Source organism: Acinetobacter pollinis, assembly GCF_015627175.1.
In the GTDB taxonomy this organism is placed as follows: domain Bacteria; phylum Pseudomonadota; class Gammaproteobacteria; order Pseudomonadales; family Moraxellaceae; genus Acinetobacter; species Acinetobacter pollinis.
The window spans coordinates 1-16,764 of record NZ_VTDQ01000024.1 but is presented as its reverse complement, the minus strand read 5'-3'; the positions used below and the strand labels follow the sequence as shown (position 1 = coordinate 16,764).

Here is a 16,764-nt window from a genome sequence, read left to right as displayed (position 1 = left end):
TTCACGAGAGTAAAATGTACACAATTTTAGGATACCTTTGGCAGTACATCACTAATCCAAAGGCAATTATTGCACTTTCATTATTTATTTCACTTATATCTTCTTATAGTGTTTTACCACGCCGTATTTTTTGGCTGTTATTGGGGCTTTATCTTTTAGGTTTAATTGGTTACGGCATTTATTGGTTGATTGATCGTCGAAGAAATATTGCTAAAGGGGAAGACCTTTCAAACATTATTCAAAATGAAACAGAAAAAGAATATAGCAAGTCCAAAGACAAAGAAGAGTTGGCACAAATTCAGCAACAGATGAAGGAATCTATTCAGTTGATTCGTAAATCTAAGCTAGGTGATAAAAGTGGAAATGCTGCCTTATATGAGCTTCCATGGTATATGGTAATTGGTAATCCAGCAGCTGGAAAAAGTTCTGCAATATATAACTCTGGGTTAAATTTTCCATTCGAAGAAAAGCATCAGCAAGCCATTTCTTCTGGACAAAGCGGTACAAAAAATTGCGATTGGTTTTTTTCTACTGATGGAATTTTATTAGATACAGCAGGACGTTATTCAATTTATGCCGAAGATAAAGAAGAGTGGTTAGATTTCCTTGGCTTATTAAAGAAAAACCGTTCTAAAGCACCGATTAATGGATTATTAGTGGTGGTCAGTGTTGCTGAACTGGTTAGTCAAAGTCCTGAAAAATCATTGCAACTTGCGAAAAATCTACGTGCCCGTATTCAAGATATTACCGAACGTTTAGAGGTAATCGTACCAATTTATGTGGTATTTACAAAAATGGATCTTATTGCTGGGTTCACAGACTTCTTTGAATGTTATGAAGGCAAAGAGTTTGATCAGGTTTGGGGTGCAACATTGGCTTATGATGCAGAATCATCTCAAAACGCAATGCAATTATTCGATGAACATTATACGATTTTGCATGATGGATTAAAGAACTTAAGTACAACGCATCTAAGTCGCAGACATGCAGATAATATTTCACCAAGTGTAATGACCTTTCCACTTGAATTTAAAATGATTAAACCTGCTTTAAAATCATTTATTGGTGCATTGTTTGAAGATAATCCATACCAATTCAAACCTGTGTTCCGTGGCTTTTACTTTACAAGTGCATTACAAGATGGCCATGTTGAAAGTCCAATGACAGACAAAATTTCAGAAGATTTTCAATTACAGCGTGTTGCTTTAGGCGAAAGTATAAATCGCAATAAAGCGGGCTTACAAACGCATGGTTACTTTTTGAAAAATCTTTTCTCTGAGGTTGTGCTTAAAGATAAGAATCTTGTAAAACAGCATATTAACTCAAATAGAAAACGCCAAAGACATATTTTATTTATTGTTGGATTACTGGCAGTTTCTACTGTACTTGGGCTTTGGGTTTGGTCTTATAAGAACAATCAACAACTGATTGCAGATGTTCAAGCAGATTTTAATAAAGTTGAAAAAATAGAAAAAGTGTCGAGTAGAGATTTACCTACTCAACTTGATGCATTATTGATTCTACAAAATAGACTACAGCAATTAGATGATTTAAATCAGCAATCTTCTTATAAGTTTTCTTTTGGTCTATACCAAGGCGAAAAGCTATATGAAAAAGTGAAAATTGAATACTTAAAGGGTATTCAAAAAATTATCTTGCAGCCAACCAATGAAAGAGTTGAAGACTATTTAAAACGTGTAAAAGGGAAAGAAGATACATTACTTGCTAAACATCCCGAAGCATTACAAGTCACTCAGGTAAATAATCAGGCGAAACAATCATTAGATCCATCTGAAACTGACCCTCAAGATATTTATAATGCACTTAAGCTTTATATTATGATGGGGAATCCTCAATATATCGATCCAACACATTTGAGTGACCAAATTACTCGATTTTGGAGATCGTGGTTAGAGGAAAATAAAGGTAATGCGCCTAAAGCGGAAACGACTCAAAAGGCAGAACAAGTACTCAGTTACTTAATCACATTATCTACAGATAAGCATTTCCCTGTTTTACAGTCTAATCCACATTTGATAGATCAGACACGCCAATTACTTATTTCAGTTGTACAAGCAACACCAGCAATTAATCGTGTTTATAGCCAAATTAAAACACGTGCTGCTGTTCGTTTTCCTCCGTTAACTATTGCGCAAATTGTTGGTAACGACAATAAAAAAACAATTTTTGGTGGTTATGAGTTATCAGGTGCTTTTACGCAAAAGGCATGGGAAGAGTATGTTTCTAAAGCAATTGATGAAGCTGCAAATAAACCAACCGATACTAAAGATTGGGTTTTAAATAGTGTACGTGCAGATGATCTCACTCTAAGTGGTAGTCCAGACCAAATTCAAAAGCAATTGGTACAATTGTATAAACAGGATTATGTGAATGAGTGGAGAAAATTCTTAGGTGAGGTTCACTATGCGAAAACAGATGACTTTACGACTGCTGTTCAATTTATAGATGTTTTGGGAGAGCAAAAGCGTAGTCCAATCCGTATTTTAATGGAAAAGATTGCTCAGGAAACGAGTTGGGATAATCCTGTGGTTCAGGCTGAACTCGCGATACCTCAAACAGGATTTGTTGCATGGTTTAAACGCACAGTGCTTAATCAAACAAGTTCTAACGTAGTTGCACATGAGGTTGCTCAACAACCACAAGGTTATATTTCTCAAGAGTTTACGTTCTTTTATGAATTTGTGAGAAAACGTGATGATCAGCAAAACAAGTCATTGTTAGATGATTATTTAAACAATTTGGCACAGGTACGGAGTAAGTTTAATAACCTTAAGAATACTGGAGACATTGGGCCAAATGCTTTAATGACAGTGAGTCAAACGTTAAATGATCAAAATTCTATTTTTAATTCAGTTCAAAAAAATATGGATGAAAAATTAACGGTTGGCCTTAACTCACAAAATCAACAAATTGTGCATAAAATTATCGTGAGTCCATTTATACAGTGTTTTGAGAGCTTACTTACACCTGCTCAAAATGAGGTTAATAAACTATGGGATTTACAGATCGTTCAGCCATTTAATCAGAACTTGGCGAAGAAGTATCCATTTAATGGCACCGCAAATATTCAGGCAACCAGTGCGGAAATTGGTCAAATATTTGGAGAGAATGGCAGTATTGCACGTTTTGTAAAAGAAACATTGGACCCATTAATTGTACGCCGTGGTTATGTTATTTCATCTAAAACTTGGAAAGATTTAGGGATTAATTTAAATCCACAATTCATTGCGAACTTCCAAAGTTACGTTGCGCCTGCAAATGGTGTTGCTACGGGTGGAATTAATCAGGCACCTGTTGCAGCTAATCAATCTAACTTCCAATTTTATCCTTTACAGAATCCAAAACTTTTATCGTATACGTTAGACATAGATGGTCAACGTATGTTCTATGAAAATGGGATTCAACAATGGGTAAGTTTTGTTTGGCCAAATCCAGGTTCAACACCGGGCGTGCGTATCACAGTGGTTGATCTTGAAGGAAAAGTACATACTATTTTTGATGCACCGGGTGAATATGGGATTAATCGATTAATTGATTCTGCTCAGCGTAATCAACATGACGGTGTTATGGAAATGACTTGGGCAAATCCTAAAAACTCAGAGCTTTATGTGAAGTTAAACTTCCGTTTAATTAGTGGAAATACAACCAGTAATGTGGGTTCTGGGCGTGGTTATGCAGGGTTAAAACTTGTTGATCAAGTTACAGCGAATAAAGTGGCAAGAGTTGTTTCTGCACAGTCAGTGGTAGGAGCAAAGTAATATGCAAACTTTAAGCTCGACACCATTTTATTATGGAAAAAACCCATCTCGTGGAGATTTTATAAAGAGCAAAGGCCAAAATGCATTGACTCAAACTATTGATCAATGGATTACTCAAGCATTGGATGTCTGCATAAAATCAGATGATTTTTCAGTACGTTATAATAACCTTGCACCTTTAGATTTCTTTATTGCAAATCCTCAAGGTAAGAACTTTTTAGTTGCAAATTTAGTGGCGAGTGAAGACAGTTCGGGTAGAAAGTTTCCTATGGTTCTTGGGCAGTTTCTAGAGGTGCAATCACCTCTAGAGAACATGTTATATGCACCATATGCTTATAAACAGGTACTTTTGAATTTGCTTCGAGAAAATATCTCATTGCGCAAAGTAACAAACTCAACAGAGTTATTGGAGCGTTTGGCTGATCTGAATACACAGATAGAGGTTTTTACTGCGCATGGCCATACCGACTTTTTAGATGAACATACTGTCTATTCATTTGCAAAACTGATGAATATGACTATGGCTGAGCTTGCACAAATGATGATTGCACTTGGACTCCTATTACAACCTGTTATTCAGCATGGAACAGGTAAGCTGAATAAAGTGTTGGTGATTCCAATTTTTAATGACACATATAAATATGAAATTTCTGCTTTTTGGGTTGGTCTCATTAATCAGTTTATTGGCAAACAAAATACCGATGTTCTTATTGGAGTTCTACATCAAGAAAGCCCAGTATTATTATTTGGCTTTCAGGGAACAGACATTCGCGCATTAAGCGACATATTAATTCAGGATTTTTCAACATCACGATGGGTCGCTTTAAAAGATACAGCGTGGATTGAGCAGTATCTCGACCAAAATATTGGGCTGGTTCGATTAAAACAAGCTTTGTGTGATCGTCAGATGAGCTTAAGACAAGGCATAAAAATGTTTATGCAGATATTTATATAAGATATGGCTGAAAGAAAATGAACAGATTAATGTTAAAGTCAGTAATTACAAATTGTATTATGATTGCAAGTTTAGGATTAACCCAATTGGGTCATACACAGCCAATTATTATTGATGGTGTTGTACCTAATGAAGCCAGTAAAAAAACAGTGCTAGATAAATTACGTAGTGTATACGGAAATGATCAGGTGGTTGATCAAATTGAGGTGAGATCAGTATCTGCACCGCATGACTGGACAAGTGCTGTTGAAAAATTAATTAATACTGATCTTAAAAAAGTGAAACAAGGACAACTCACGGTTCAAGGTACACATGTTGAGTTAACAGGTAAAATATCTGATCAAAATGATAAAGCCATTCGTACGGCTTTTCAGTCCGTTGTAGACCCAATATTTGATTTTAATTCAAATTTATCTATAGATATGAAAGAACAAAAAATTGTTGATGATGCATTAAAGAATCGAATTATTGAATTTGAATCTGGCAGTGCCATTTTAACTGTAACAGGACAGCGCATTTTAGATGAAATGGCATTGGCTCTACAAAAACTAAATGGTAAGAGTATTAAAATTATTGGGCATACCGATAGCTCAGGCGATTTAAAGAAAAATACACTATTAAGCCATGATCGTGCTGAAGCAGTGAAAAAATATCTGATTTCAAAGGGAATTAATCCATCGAGTTTAAGTGCATATGGATTAGGTTCTGAAAAACCCGTGGCAGACAATACAACCGCAGAAGGCCGTAAGAAAAATAGACGTATAGAGTTTGAGGTCATCTAAAAGTACCATCACTTCAAAATAAGTGTAACCTATTGAATAGGTTACACTTGGTGAATGCTCTTTTAAATTTAAAGGGCGTAAGCGTTGCATTTTATTTAATTTTTATTTCAGGCTAACTTTGCTTTAAGAATAAAATGGATTGATGATTTACTTAAAATGACAGAGAGTTTTATTTAGACATATCATAAAAAAAATTCACCAGTTTTATATTTAGGCTTGATTGATGAATGTAGTGTTAGATACTTTCCACCTATTTAGAACCAGTTTTAATTATTCTAATTTTTCATAAACTTATAGTATGTCGTTTTTAAACAGTATATTTGAGAATTATTTGTTTTTAATATAACTAGAATTAAGACATAATAGCTCAAATATTCGCTTTACAAAGGATGAGAGTGAAGTGGCTTCCGACGAAAATAATTATACGATTAATACGCAAGATGTATGGTTTGGTTTTAAAACATTACTACCTATTTCGTTATTTGTTGCGGTGTTTGGAGGTGCTTTTGGGCTATCTGCAACACAAGCAAATGTGGATCATATAACAGCTATTTTAATGAGTGCAACGGTCTTTGCTGGGTCTTCACAGTTTGCTACATTAGAACTTTGGAAAGATGGTCATATTCCTATTTTTTCTCTATTCATTACGGTATTTTTTATTAATGCTCGCCATATTTTAATGGGTGCATCTTTATACCCTTGGTTAAAACATATTCCTCCGATTAAACGATATACAATTTTATTAGTAATTTCCGATGCAAACTGGGCATCATCCTTCCAAGCATTTAACCAACAAAAACCAGGTGTAGGATTATTGTTTGGAGGTGGGCTTGCGTTGTGGTTATTTTGGGTGTTGGGAACAACGCTAGGTATATATTTTGGCTATCTTATCCATGATCCTTATGCGTTTGGTCTAGATATGGTTATGGCTTGTTTTTTATTCACTATGGTGATTGGTGGTCAAAAAAACTATAGAACTGTAGCAATATGGATGACGGCAGCCATAACATCTTTAATCGCATATCTTTATTTGCCAAAAAATAGCCATGTAGTTATTGGAGCATTGTGTGGTGGTATCGTCGGATTTTTATGGAAGGTCAAAAAATAATGAATTTTGATATTAGTACCTCTCATCCATTTATTATTATTTTGATAATGGCGATAATTACTTTAATGACTCGTTGGGGTGGTGTTTATATTATGAACTACATTCCTATTAGTGATGGTACTCAAAGATTTATTACAGCCATGTCTAGTTCGGTATTGGTCGCGATACTGGCGCCTATTGCATTCGATGGAGATACTGCTGCACGTTTGGCTTTATTGATGACAGCGATAGTCATGTTAATTTTTAAAAAACCATTACTTGCAATTTCAATGGGATTACTTTCAGCTGCCTTATGTAGATATTACTTGTTATAAAATTGATTGGCATAATATATGCAGGTCTTTAGTAAGGATACTAGAGACTTTTAATGATGATAATAAAACAAGAAAAATGGCTACAGTTGATACTTGCAATCATCTGTATGGCTTCCATTTCAAGTGCACAGTATGTGTGGACATTACTGACACAGCCATTTATGCATAAACTTGGTATCCAATTACCATCACTTCAAGTGACATTTGCACTTTTTATTATATTTCAAACATTTTTTGCGCCATTTCAGGGGAAGTTAATTGATAAATTTGGCCCTAAGCGATTAATTGCCTTAGGTGTCGTGTTGTCAGGTTTAAGCTGGGTGTTTTCATCTCAGGCATCAAGTTTAATTGAGTTGTATTTGATATACGGATGTATTGGAGGACTGAGCACAGGAATTGTATATATTGGTACCATTGGGATTATGGTGAAGTGGTTTCCTGAGCGTCGTGGTTTTGCAACAGGTATGGTGGCAGCAGGTTATGGTATTGGTGCAGTAGTAACCACATTTCCCATTCACGAGGCACTTTTAAACTGGGGATTAGATAAAACGTTAATCGTGTTTGGTATTATTTTTTCTTGTATTGGATTACTCGCGAGTCTTCGTTTAAAAACACCCCAGATCACTGTTGTTCAGCATATACAACAGAGCCAATATCAGTTTAATTCTAAAGAAATGCTCAAACAACCATTGTTTTGGTTAATGTTTGTCATGATGACTATGATGTCGACATCGGGTTTGATGGTTACATCACAAATGGCAAGCTTTTCTGAAAACTTTGGTGTAAGTCATACAATGGTATTTGGCATGGCTGCTTTACCCCTTGCTTTAAGTCTCGATCGAGTTATGAATGGAATAACTCGTCCACTATTTGGTTTTGTTTCCGATATATGTGGCAGAGAAATAACGATGTTTGTTGCGTTCGCTTTAGAAGGCATTGCAATGTTTGTGTGGTTATTATGCCGTCATGATCCTGTATTGTTTATTCTTTTATCGGGTATTGTTTTCTTTGGATGGGGAGAAATTTTTTCTCTATTTCCTGCTACTTTAACGGATACCTTTGGTACGCAGCATGCAACAGCAAATTATGGCTGGTTGTACTTATCTCAAGGAATCGGTTCTATTTTCGGAGGACCATTTGCAGCATTATTATTCCAATATACCCAAGATTGGAGCAATGTCTTTTATTGCGCTATTTTCTTCGATTTAATAACTGCATTCATTGCAATCATAATATTAAAGCCTTGGCGTTATTATTTTATGAACAAATATAAAAAAGGCTACATTGATCTTTAAGATATATTATGTTTTATTATACATGGTTATGACTGAGTGTATTGTGTGAAAAAGAAATCAGTATTTTTATTGATCTTATCAAGCTTACTGCTATTCCAAAGTATGTGGAATGTGGCAGCGGCTTTTTGCACACATGAAAAAGGTCTTGAAGTCTCTTATAGCACTCAGATGCATTTTGGTCATCATAATTCAGGTCATTCACTAAGCGTAAATAAAGTGAGTCAGATTTTAAGTAGTCATGATGACCATAGTGATCATTTGCCTTCATTTTCTCCTCTGATTTTGGCAGAGGCTGTTGAGCATGTGCCGAATATCGTGAGCCGTCCTTCAGAAAGAGAAAATAAAACAGATTGGCGAAATTTATATACCTCTCCCGATTTAGGGTTTAGTCCGCCACCTCCAATGTTAACCCCGCTATAGGTGGGGTAGCCAAAAATAGCCCACCGTTTTAAATCTTATTTAATACGGGGCTTCTTATGTCTTTCTTATATAAAATTGCATTTCATGCAAAAAACATGAATGCAGTACGTCGTACTTGCATAGGTACATTCATTTTAATGACTTCTTATATGATACATGCTGAAGAGCCTGTACTCATATTTGGTCAGACGCTACAAAAAATACGAGATTATCAACAACCTGATATTTGGAATAATCAGGAAAATATTGCCAAATTAGCGATAAAGAATAGTCGTGTTTGGGATAATCCTACGCTTTCAATTCAACAAACGGGTTTCAATCGTGGTCAGGAAAATTCTTCTGAGATTTTACTAACACAGCCTATAGACTTGTTTGGAGAGAAAAGAAAGGCAGGGCATCTTTCTGAGCTACAGTTACAACAGGTTGTTCTGAACAAAGAAGCTTATCAAGTACAGCAGTTTTTGGCAGTAAAGTATTTCTGGATGCAAATTCTTTTTCTAGAGCAAGAAGTATCTATTTTGAAAAAACAATTTGAAGTTAGTCAGGCTAATCTTCAAGCTGCGAGATCTAGGTTGGAAGCAGGAAGCATTTCTAAAGTAGATTTAGAAAGAATAGCGGTAGCAAACTTAGATTTAGAGTCATCTTATACTCAGAAAAATGTTGAACTAAGTATACTTAAAAATAAATTCTCAAAACTTTGGGGAGGAAAAGAAAGTACTTTCCATTTGAAAGATGTGTCAGATGAATCTTGGCAACAATATGCTCAAAATACATCGTTAATGAATGTGTATGAAAGTACAATGCAATTACAAAAACAACAGTTTGAAGCACAGTTAGACTATTTAAAAGCACAAGCAAAACCTAAGCCTACAGTCACTTTAGGTATAGTAAAAACGCAAGCTGAGTCTAATCAAGCTTCAGATCAGCAACTTCGAATTGGACTAGAAGTTCCATTAAATATTTTTAATCGTGGACTATATAGTCGACAGGTAGAGGAGATAAAATTAAAGCTCATTGCACAAGAGCGTATGCGTTATCAAAGAGAACAACCCAATGATATTCGAACCTTAGATGCCGAAATTAAATTGTTAGGTCATCAATTAAATATCTTAACTCAGCAACAAATTCCCTTATCTGAAAGTATTCAAAGCAAAATATTTATTGGCTTTAAAGCTGGTAAATATGCAGTTACGGACATACAGCTTGCTACTTCAGAGTTACAACAAAGACAGCTTCAAGCAGTAGAAATGAGAAGAAATATTTTCCAAAAGAATATGCAATTAGATTGTTTGAGATTGGGAATAGATTCTGAGGCAATTCTAAATGTAAATGCAATACAGCAGTTAAATAAATCTTTGGCATTGGGAATGAGTAATTAAGATGAATAAATTAAATCATAAAGTATGGATATGGGTTGGTCTTATTGTTGCATTTACAATATCTGTAATGGGTTTTCTTGTATTTAAAGGCTCTACATCTTCTTTAGAAGCATCTCATGATCATGACGGCGAGAAACAAGAACATGGTGAGGAAAAAGAAAAAAGTGCTACCCATGAAGAAAAAGAATGGAGTATGACGCTTACACCTGTAGAAGCTGTGAAATATGGTATTAAACTTGCTCAAGTTGAGCAAGGCGAAGTTAATACATCTTCTCTTTATCCAGCAAGAATTATACAAGATCCAAATCAGCAGGCACATGTTACATCTGGTTTTTCTGGTCGCGTAGAAAAGGTAGCTGTAGTTTTGGGGGAATCTGTAAAAAAAGGGCAGACTTTGGCACTTGTGTCTTCACCAGAATTGATTGATCAACAGTCTAATCTAAATATCGCAGAAGAAAATTTAAAGCTTGCTCAGCAAGATTATCAACGTGAGAAATCACTTTTTCAACAGGGTGTTTCTGCTCAGCAAGATTATTTAAAAGCATTGAATACATACAAGCGTAGTCAAATTGAAGTACAAGCATTACGCCGTAAACTGTCTGTATTGGGGATCAATGCATCTTCGAATGCATATGCAATTAAGGCACCTTTAGATGGCATCATTTCTAAGAAAGATTTATTTGTGGGTGAATATGTTCAGGTGACCGATCAGATAATGGTTATTGAGAATAATCATCATCTATGGTTGGAGTTTGTGCTTCCAAGTCAATTTGCTCAATCTTTATCTCAGCTTTCAAATATCACATTTGAATCTACTCAAAAACAATATCAAGCGAAGATTAAAGCCATTTTACCTGAAGCTGATCAGCAAACAGGACAGCTTAAAGTTCAAGCTGATATTATCAGTCAAAACGATGTCTTAAAACCGAATATGATGGTGAATGTTCGTTTAGCAACGAACTCAGCATCTAAAGTAAATCGTATTTTGAAAACAGCTATTCAAAATGTAGACGGTAAAAATATTGTATTTACTGTGAGTGAAGAAAAGGGCAATTTAATTATTCAGCCTACTGAAGTGACATTAGGTTTAGCATCTGACCAGAATTGGGTAGAAATTATTGATGGTCTAACGATAAACCAGCGTTATGTATCTGAAGGTAGCTTTACTTTGAAATCTGATATGGAAAAAGGGGAGGCAGATCATGGACACTAAGCCTCTTGAAAATTTTCCAAAACCTAAAGGCCTATTCGATTCTATTATTCAATTTTCTATTCAAAATGCACTTTGGGTTATGCTCTTTACTTGTATTTGGATTGCAGTCGGTATTTTTAGTTATCAGAAACTTTCGATAGATGCCGTTCCTGATATTACAAATGTTCAAGTCCAAATTAACAGTGTAGCCAAAGGGTTTACAGCATTAGAAGCTGAGCAAAGAATTACTTATCCAATTGAAAATGAAATGGCAGGTATTCCAAACTTACAGCAGACTCGTTCCATTTCGCGTTATGGATTGTCTCAGGTTACTGTTATTTTTAAAGATGGAACAGATATTTATTGGGCAAGACAGCAAATTACAGAGCGTCTGCAAAAGGTTAGAGGTGAAATGCCCACATCTGTTGAACCTGAAATATCCCCAATCTCTACAGGGTTAGGAGAAATTTACCAATGGGTGGTGCGTGCTGAACCAGATGCTAAAAAAGCAGACGGCTCTACATATACCCCTATGGATTTACGAGAGATTCAAGATTGGATTGTAAAACCACAAATTCAGCGATTATCTGGTATTGCAGAGGTCAATAGCATAGGTGGATATGACAAGAACTATATTGTTTCTCCAAATTTGAGTCGCTTGCAACAATTGGGTATTTCTTTAAACCAGATTACCGATGTGTTATCACAAAATAATGAAAATCGAGGAGCAGGTTTTGTTGAAAATAATGGGCAACAGTTAACAGTACGTGTACCTGGGGTTCTAAAGACTGTTTCTGATATTGAAAATATTGTAGTCCAAAATAAGGGAACAACTCCTATTCGTATTTCAGATGTTGCCAGTGTTTCTATAGGTCATGATTTACGTACAGGTGGTGCTACCTACAATGGCAATGAAGCCGTTTTAGGAATTGCAATGATGATGATGGGCGAGAATAGCCGCACTGTTGCAAAAAATGTTCATACAAAAGTTCAAGAAATTCAAAAAAGTTTACCTAGTGGTGTAATGATAGAAACGGTATATGACCGAACCAACTTGGTTGATAAAGCCATTCAAACAGTTGCTAAAAATCTGATTGAAGGTGCCATATTGGTAATTGTTATTCTATTTATTTTCCTAGGAAATTTTAGAGCAGCACTGATTACAGCCTGTATTATCCCTTTATCTATGCTCTTCACCCTAACGGGAATGGCTGAGCAAAGGATTAGTGCAAACTTAATGAGTTTGGGTGCTTTAGATTTTGGAATTATTGTTGATGGTGCTGTCGTAATTATTGAAAACTGTATACGTCGACTTGCCAATGCACAGCATGAAAAAGGGCGCCTTTTAACGAAGAGAGAGCGATTTGAAGAAGTTTTTTTAGCTGCAAAACAAGCAAGACGACCTTTACTCTTTGGCCAACTGATTATTATGGTGGTCTACATTCCTATTTTTGCATTAACTGGGGTCGAGGCAAAACTATTTCATCCAATGGCAATGACGGTTGTGTTGGCACTGATTGGTGCAATGGTTTTATCTTTGACTTTTGTTCCAGCGGCAATTGCATTATTTGTAACAGGTAAAGTATCTGAAAAAGAAAGTCGTTGGATGCTCACCCTAAAAGCCTATTATTTAAAAATATTAGATTTAGCTTATTCATACAAAGTTGTACTTGTTGCGATAGTTATCTCTATTTTATCTATTACGGGCACAATAGCATTTAAAATGGGAACAGAATTTACACCACGATTAAGTGAGGGTGATTTTGCCATTCAATTTATGCGAGCACCAAGTACAGGAATAGAACAATCCTTACAAATGCAGGAAAAAGTTGAGCAACAACTATTACAAAATTTTCCTGAAATTAAAGCAATTTTTGCACGTACAGGAACAGCTGAAGTCGCGACTGATGTAATGCCACCCAATATTTCAGACAGTATTGTTTTGTTGAAGCCTCAATCTGAGTGGTCTAATTCTAAAGAAACGCTTACTGAATTAAGACAAAGAATGATGAATTATGTTGAACACATTCCTGGTAATGCGAATGAGTTTTCGCAACCGATTGAACTTCGTTTTAACGAACTTATTTCAGGTGTTCGAAGTGATATAGGAATTAAAATTTTTGGTGATGATCTCAATGTTTTAGCAACGGAGGCAAAGAAAGTAGAGAAGCGTTTAAAAGATATTTCTGGAGCAAGCGAAGTAAAAGTAGAGCAAACTCAAGGTCTACCTATGCTAAATGTAGATATACAGCATGACAAGATTGCACAGTATGGGCTATCTGTAAAAGCTGTACAGGATTGGGTGGCTATGGCAATTGGTGGACAATCTGTAGGTAAAATTTTACAAGGTGATCGTCGCTTTGACTTTGTGGTGAGACTCACGCCAACATTGAATAATGTAGAACAGCTTAAACAACTAGCAATTCCTTTGGATAATGGTGCAACAATTACTTTAAAAGACATCGCCAAAGTTGAAGAGTTGTTAGGTATGAGCCAGATTAGTCGAGAAGAAGGAAAACGCCGTATTGTTGTTACTGCAAATGTCCGTAATCGAGATTTAGGTTCTTTTGTACAAGAGGTACAACAAGTGATGGGACAGCAAAAACTTCCTTCGGGTTATTGGCTCAGCTATGGTGGTCAGTTTGAAAACTTACAATCGGCAACCCAACGAATGCAGATTGTAGTCCCTATTGCATTAATTCTGATTTTTATTTTGTTGGTTGCGGTATTTGGCCGATTACAAGAAAGCTTATTGGTATTTATGGGGGTTCCTTTTGCACTTTCTGGGGGGATCATTGCGCTTTGGCTAAGAGATATTCCATTATCAATGTCTGCAGGGATTGGTTTTATTGCTTTATCGGGTGTCGCTGTATTAAATGGTTTGGTTATGCTTACCTTTATGAAAGAACTGGCCCAAAACCATCCATTGGTACAAGCCATTTGGCAAGGTGCTATTTTAAGGCTGCGTCCAGTATTAATGACTGCATGTGTTGCATCTTTAGGATTTGTACCAATGGCATTAGCAACTGGAACAGGTGCAGAAGTTCAAAAACCACTTGCTACCGTTGTTATTGGTGGAATTTTATCTTCAACACTGCTGACACTTATTGTTGTTCCTATTGTGTACCGCTGGTGGAATGAACGTCGAAAATTATAGTTAAATACTGTCCTGTACATTAATTAATGTGCAGGACAGCGTATCTAAACACTTACAGTGCATTTCGTATTTGTTCAATAGATAAGATCTGTTGACCAGTCTCGTCAAAGTTCTTGGAACTTAACCATGTCTGAAGCTGAGTTTTAATATTTGGCCATTCTGTATCTATGAGAGAAAACCAATCGGTATCTCTACTTCTTCCTTTATATACCACCGCTTTTCGAAAAGTTCCTTCATAGGTAAAACCCAGCCTTAAAGCAGCTTTTCTTGATGGGGTATTTAATGAGTCACATTTCCACTCGTAACGTCTATAACCTAGCTCATCAAAAACATATTGCATCAGTAAAAATTGTGCTTCCGTTGCAATTCTAGTTTTTTTAAGTAAAGGAGAATAAAGTACAAAACCCATTTCAACAGTACCATTTATTGGATCTATACGCATGAGTGCAATGGAGCCAATAGCTTGTTTGGTTATGCTATCAATAATTGCATAATGAATAGGATCATGACTCTTTTCAAATGATTTTGCCTGTTGAAAATAGTCATAAAAATCTTTAAAAGGTCCTATGGGTAACCATGTCCAATCTCTGTCATCCTCCGCATGGCTATAAGCCTTATATAAATCGTGAGCATGGCGATCTGCGCTATATGGTTCTAAAAGGCAGTATTTTCCTTTTAAATTGTTTTTCTGTGGTAATTGTCTTGGTGTCCAGTGAGGAAGTAACTCTCCAATTTCTTGTTTATATTGATTTAAGTTTGACATTATTATCTCAATAGTTTGGTTTTCTTTAATATATCAATATATTGAAATTTGAAAAAGAATAAAAAAATACAGAGTGTACTTAGGGTAAATATTGATAGGCTCAGTATAGAAATACTCTGTCCGATGCAATGGCTAATCCAATAAGAAATAAGCCCTGAACTACTAATTTGAAAAAATCCAACTAGTCCAGAGGCTGCTACGGTATGTTCATTTGAACTGTGGATGGCACTCGCTACAGCGAGTGATAATGAAGAACCATTCGCAATACTTACGATAAACATGGAGAAAATAATTTTTGTTAAGGATGGCTGAGGTAAAAATAGATTACTCAAAAAAAGTATGCCACCTATACAAAAGAAGATTAAGCCTAGCCCAATAATTTGATCAATGCTTAAGAACCTTAATAATTTCTTGGTTGTGATATTGGCAAGAATAATTCCTGCACTTAAGGGCAAATATAATAGTCCTGTTATCTCGGAAGATAGTCCATAGAATATTTTAAATACAAATGTTGATTGAGTTAGATAAATAAACCATGCTTGATAAATTAAACAAACAACTCCTGTATATCTCCAAAAATTTATATTTTTAAGGATAGATATAAATTGAAAAAATACTATTGATTTTAAATCACTTTTAGATTCTTTAATGGGAGTCTTAAATGTCATGTACAATGCAATTATTGCAAAGATGACTAAAAAATAGAAATTACTTTTCCAGCCAATATATGATGTGAGATAACCACCAATAAGTGGTGCTATAGCAGGAGATAATGAAACAAAAGGATAGACAATTGCATAAATCTGAACAGATTGATCTTTCGAGAATTGAGATGAAATAAGATATCTACCAATAACGAGTCCAGATGCAGCCCCTATGCCTTGAAAGAATCTAAAAAATAGAAAACTATAGATTTGATTAGATAAAGCACAACCTATAGAAGCAATAATATAAATAATAATACCTAGAGTTAAAATACGTTTATAGCCATAAGAATTAAGGATTACGCCGTAAATAATTTGTGATATTGCAAGTGCTATTAAATAGACAGAAATAGAAAATGTAATTTCTCCACCTGAAATATGAAATGTCTGTGCAATGAACGGAAGTGATGGAATATAAATATCTGAAGAAATAAGTCCAAACATACTTAAAATAATAATAAGAATAACTAATTGGGTTTGAGTATTCATTTTCAATATCTATCTTCTTTTAAGTAAAGGAAATAGAAATCTTATCGTTTTTATTTGTGATAAATAATCCATAAAAATACAGCAGGGTGATGTATGTGTGCATCATATATTTTTTAAAACCAATTATAATATATATAATTGAGAGAGTGTTTAATATGAATTGGAATCATCTAAAGGTCATTTTAAAGTTATATGAATTGGGAACAATAAGAGCTGCTGCCAAGGTCTTATAGTCAAACAATCTAATTACTCATACAAAAATGAAAAAACATCTGAAAGAGTCGATCAATACAATCCTCTTGCCATTCTTTTCTCTTTTTCTTAATCCATGCCCAAGTCTTTTCAATAGAATTCAAATCAGGGCTATAAGGCGGTAACCATAAAATCTGATGCCCATGATGTTCTAGTAACTCCTGTGTGTCTGCTC

The 16,764-nt window shown here is 35.2% G+C and carries 13 protein-coding genes; 10 read left to right on the top strand and 3 right to left on the bottom strand.

The window, feature by feature from the left end; genetic code table 11:
• The first annotated feature begins 14 nt into the window (after window positions 1-14).
• From tssM to I2F23_RS09500, 10 genes are all read left to right on the top strand, one after another.
• Window positions 15-3,779, top strand: coding sequence for a type VI secretion system membrane subunit TssM (tssM, locus tag I2F23_RS09545; protein WP_195772372.1), 3,765 nt, complete (start codon window positions 15-17; stop codon window positions 3,777-3,779).
• A gap of 1 nt (window position 3,780) precedes the next feature.
• Complete coding sequence (gene tagF, locus I2F23_RS09540) at window positions 3,781-4,734, top strand: type VI secretion system-associated protein TagF (protein WP_195772371.1); 954 nt, start codon at window positions 3,781-3,783, stop codon at window positions 4,732-4,734.
• Window positions 4,735-4,763: 29 nt separating this feature from the next.
• Window positions 4,764-5,516, top strand: a complete 753-nt coding sequence (locus I2F23_RS09535; protein ID WP_407648017.1) for an OmpA family protein — start codon at window positions 4,764-4,766, stop codon at window positions 5,514-5,516.
• 400 nt (window positions 5,517-5,916) lie between these two features.
• Entirely contained in the window at window positions 5,917-6,624 is a 708-nt protein-coding gene (locus I2F23_RS09530) for an AzlC family ABC transporter permease (protein WP_195772369.1), read from the top strand.
• Window positions 6,624-6,938: an AzlD family protein gene (locus I2F23_RS09525; protein ID WP_195772368.1), complete on the top strand. Its 315-nt coding sequence runs from the start codon at window positions 6,624-6,626 to the stop codon at window positions 6,936-6,938. Before I2F23_RS09530 ends, I2F23_RS09525 begins: the two co-directional genes overlap by 1 nt.
• A 53-nt stretch (window positions 6,939-6,991) precedes the next feature.
• Complete coding sequence (gene oxlT, locus I2F23_RS09520; protein ID WP_195772367.1) at window positions 6,992-8,233, top strand: oxalate/formate MFS antiporter; 1,242 nt, start codon at window positions 6,992-6,994, stop codon at window positions 8,231-8,233.
• A gap of 45 nt (window positions 8,234-8,278) precedes the next feature.
• Window positions 8,279-8,653 (top strand): cation efflux protein, CzcI-like, encoded by a 375-nt coding sequence (locus tag I2F23_RS09515; protein ID WP_195772366.1) that lies wholly within the window; start codon window positions 8,279-8,281, stop codon window positions 8,651-8,653.
• A gap of 56 nt (window positions 8,654-8,709) precedes the next feature.
• Window positions 8,710-10,032 carry a TolC family protein gene (locus I2F23_RS09510; protein WP_195772365.1) on the top strand — a complete coding sequence of 441 codons (1,323 nt, stop codon included), beginning with the start codon at window positions 8,710-8,712 and terminating at the stop codon, window positions 10,030-10,032.
• A gap of 1 nt (window position 10,033) precedes the next feature.
• Window positions 10,034-11,245, top strand: a complete 1,212-nt coding sequence (locus I2F23_RS09505; protein WP_195772364.1) for an efflux RND transporter periplasmic adaptor subunit — start codon at window positions 10,034-10,036, stop codon at window positions 11,243-11,245.
• The gene (locus I2F23_RS09500; RefSeq protein WP_195772363.1) at window positions 11,235-14,381 is read left to right on the top strand and encodes an efflux RND transporter permease subunit; all 3,147 of its coding nucleotides are present in this window, start codon (window positions 11,235-11,237) and stop codon (window positions 14,379-14,381) included. The genes I2F23_RS09505 and I2F23_RS09500 overlap by 11 nt, the downstream gene beginning before the upstream one ends.
• A gap of 52 nt (window positions 14,382-14,433) precedes the next feature.
• Here the strand turns inward: I2F23_RS09500 and I2F23_RS09495 are convergent, their stop codons facing one another.
• The 3 genes from I2F23_RS09495 to I2F23_RS09485 form a co-directional block, all read right to left on the bottom strand.
• Window positions 14,434-15,144: a GNAT family N-acetyltransferase gene (locus tag I2F23_RS09495; RefSeq protein ID WP_211140203.1), complete on the bottom strand. Its 711-nt coding sequence runs from the start codon at window positions 15,142-15,144 to the stop codon at window positions 14,434-14,436.
• Between the two features lie 2 nt (window positions 15,145-15,146).
• On the bottom strand, window positions 15,147-16,337 hold the full coding sequence (locus I2F23_RS09490) for a Bcr/CflA family efflux MFS transporter (RefSeq protein ID WP_195772362.1): 1,191 nt from the start codon (window positions 16,335-16,337) through the stop codon (window positions 15,147-15,149).
• A 242-nt stretch (window positions 16,338-16,579) separates the two neighbouring features.
• A partial coding sequence (locus tag I2F23_RS09485) for a transposase (RefSeq protein ID WP_195772328.1) occupies window positions 16,580-16,764 on the bottom strand: 185 nt, incomplete at its 5' end.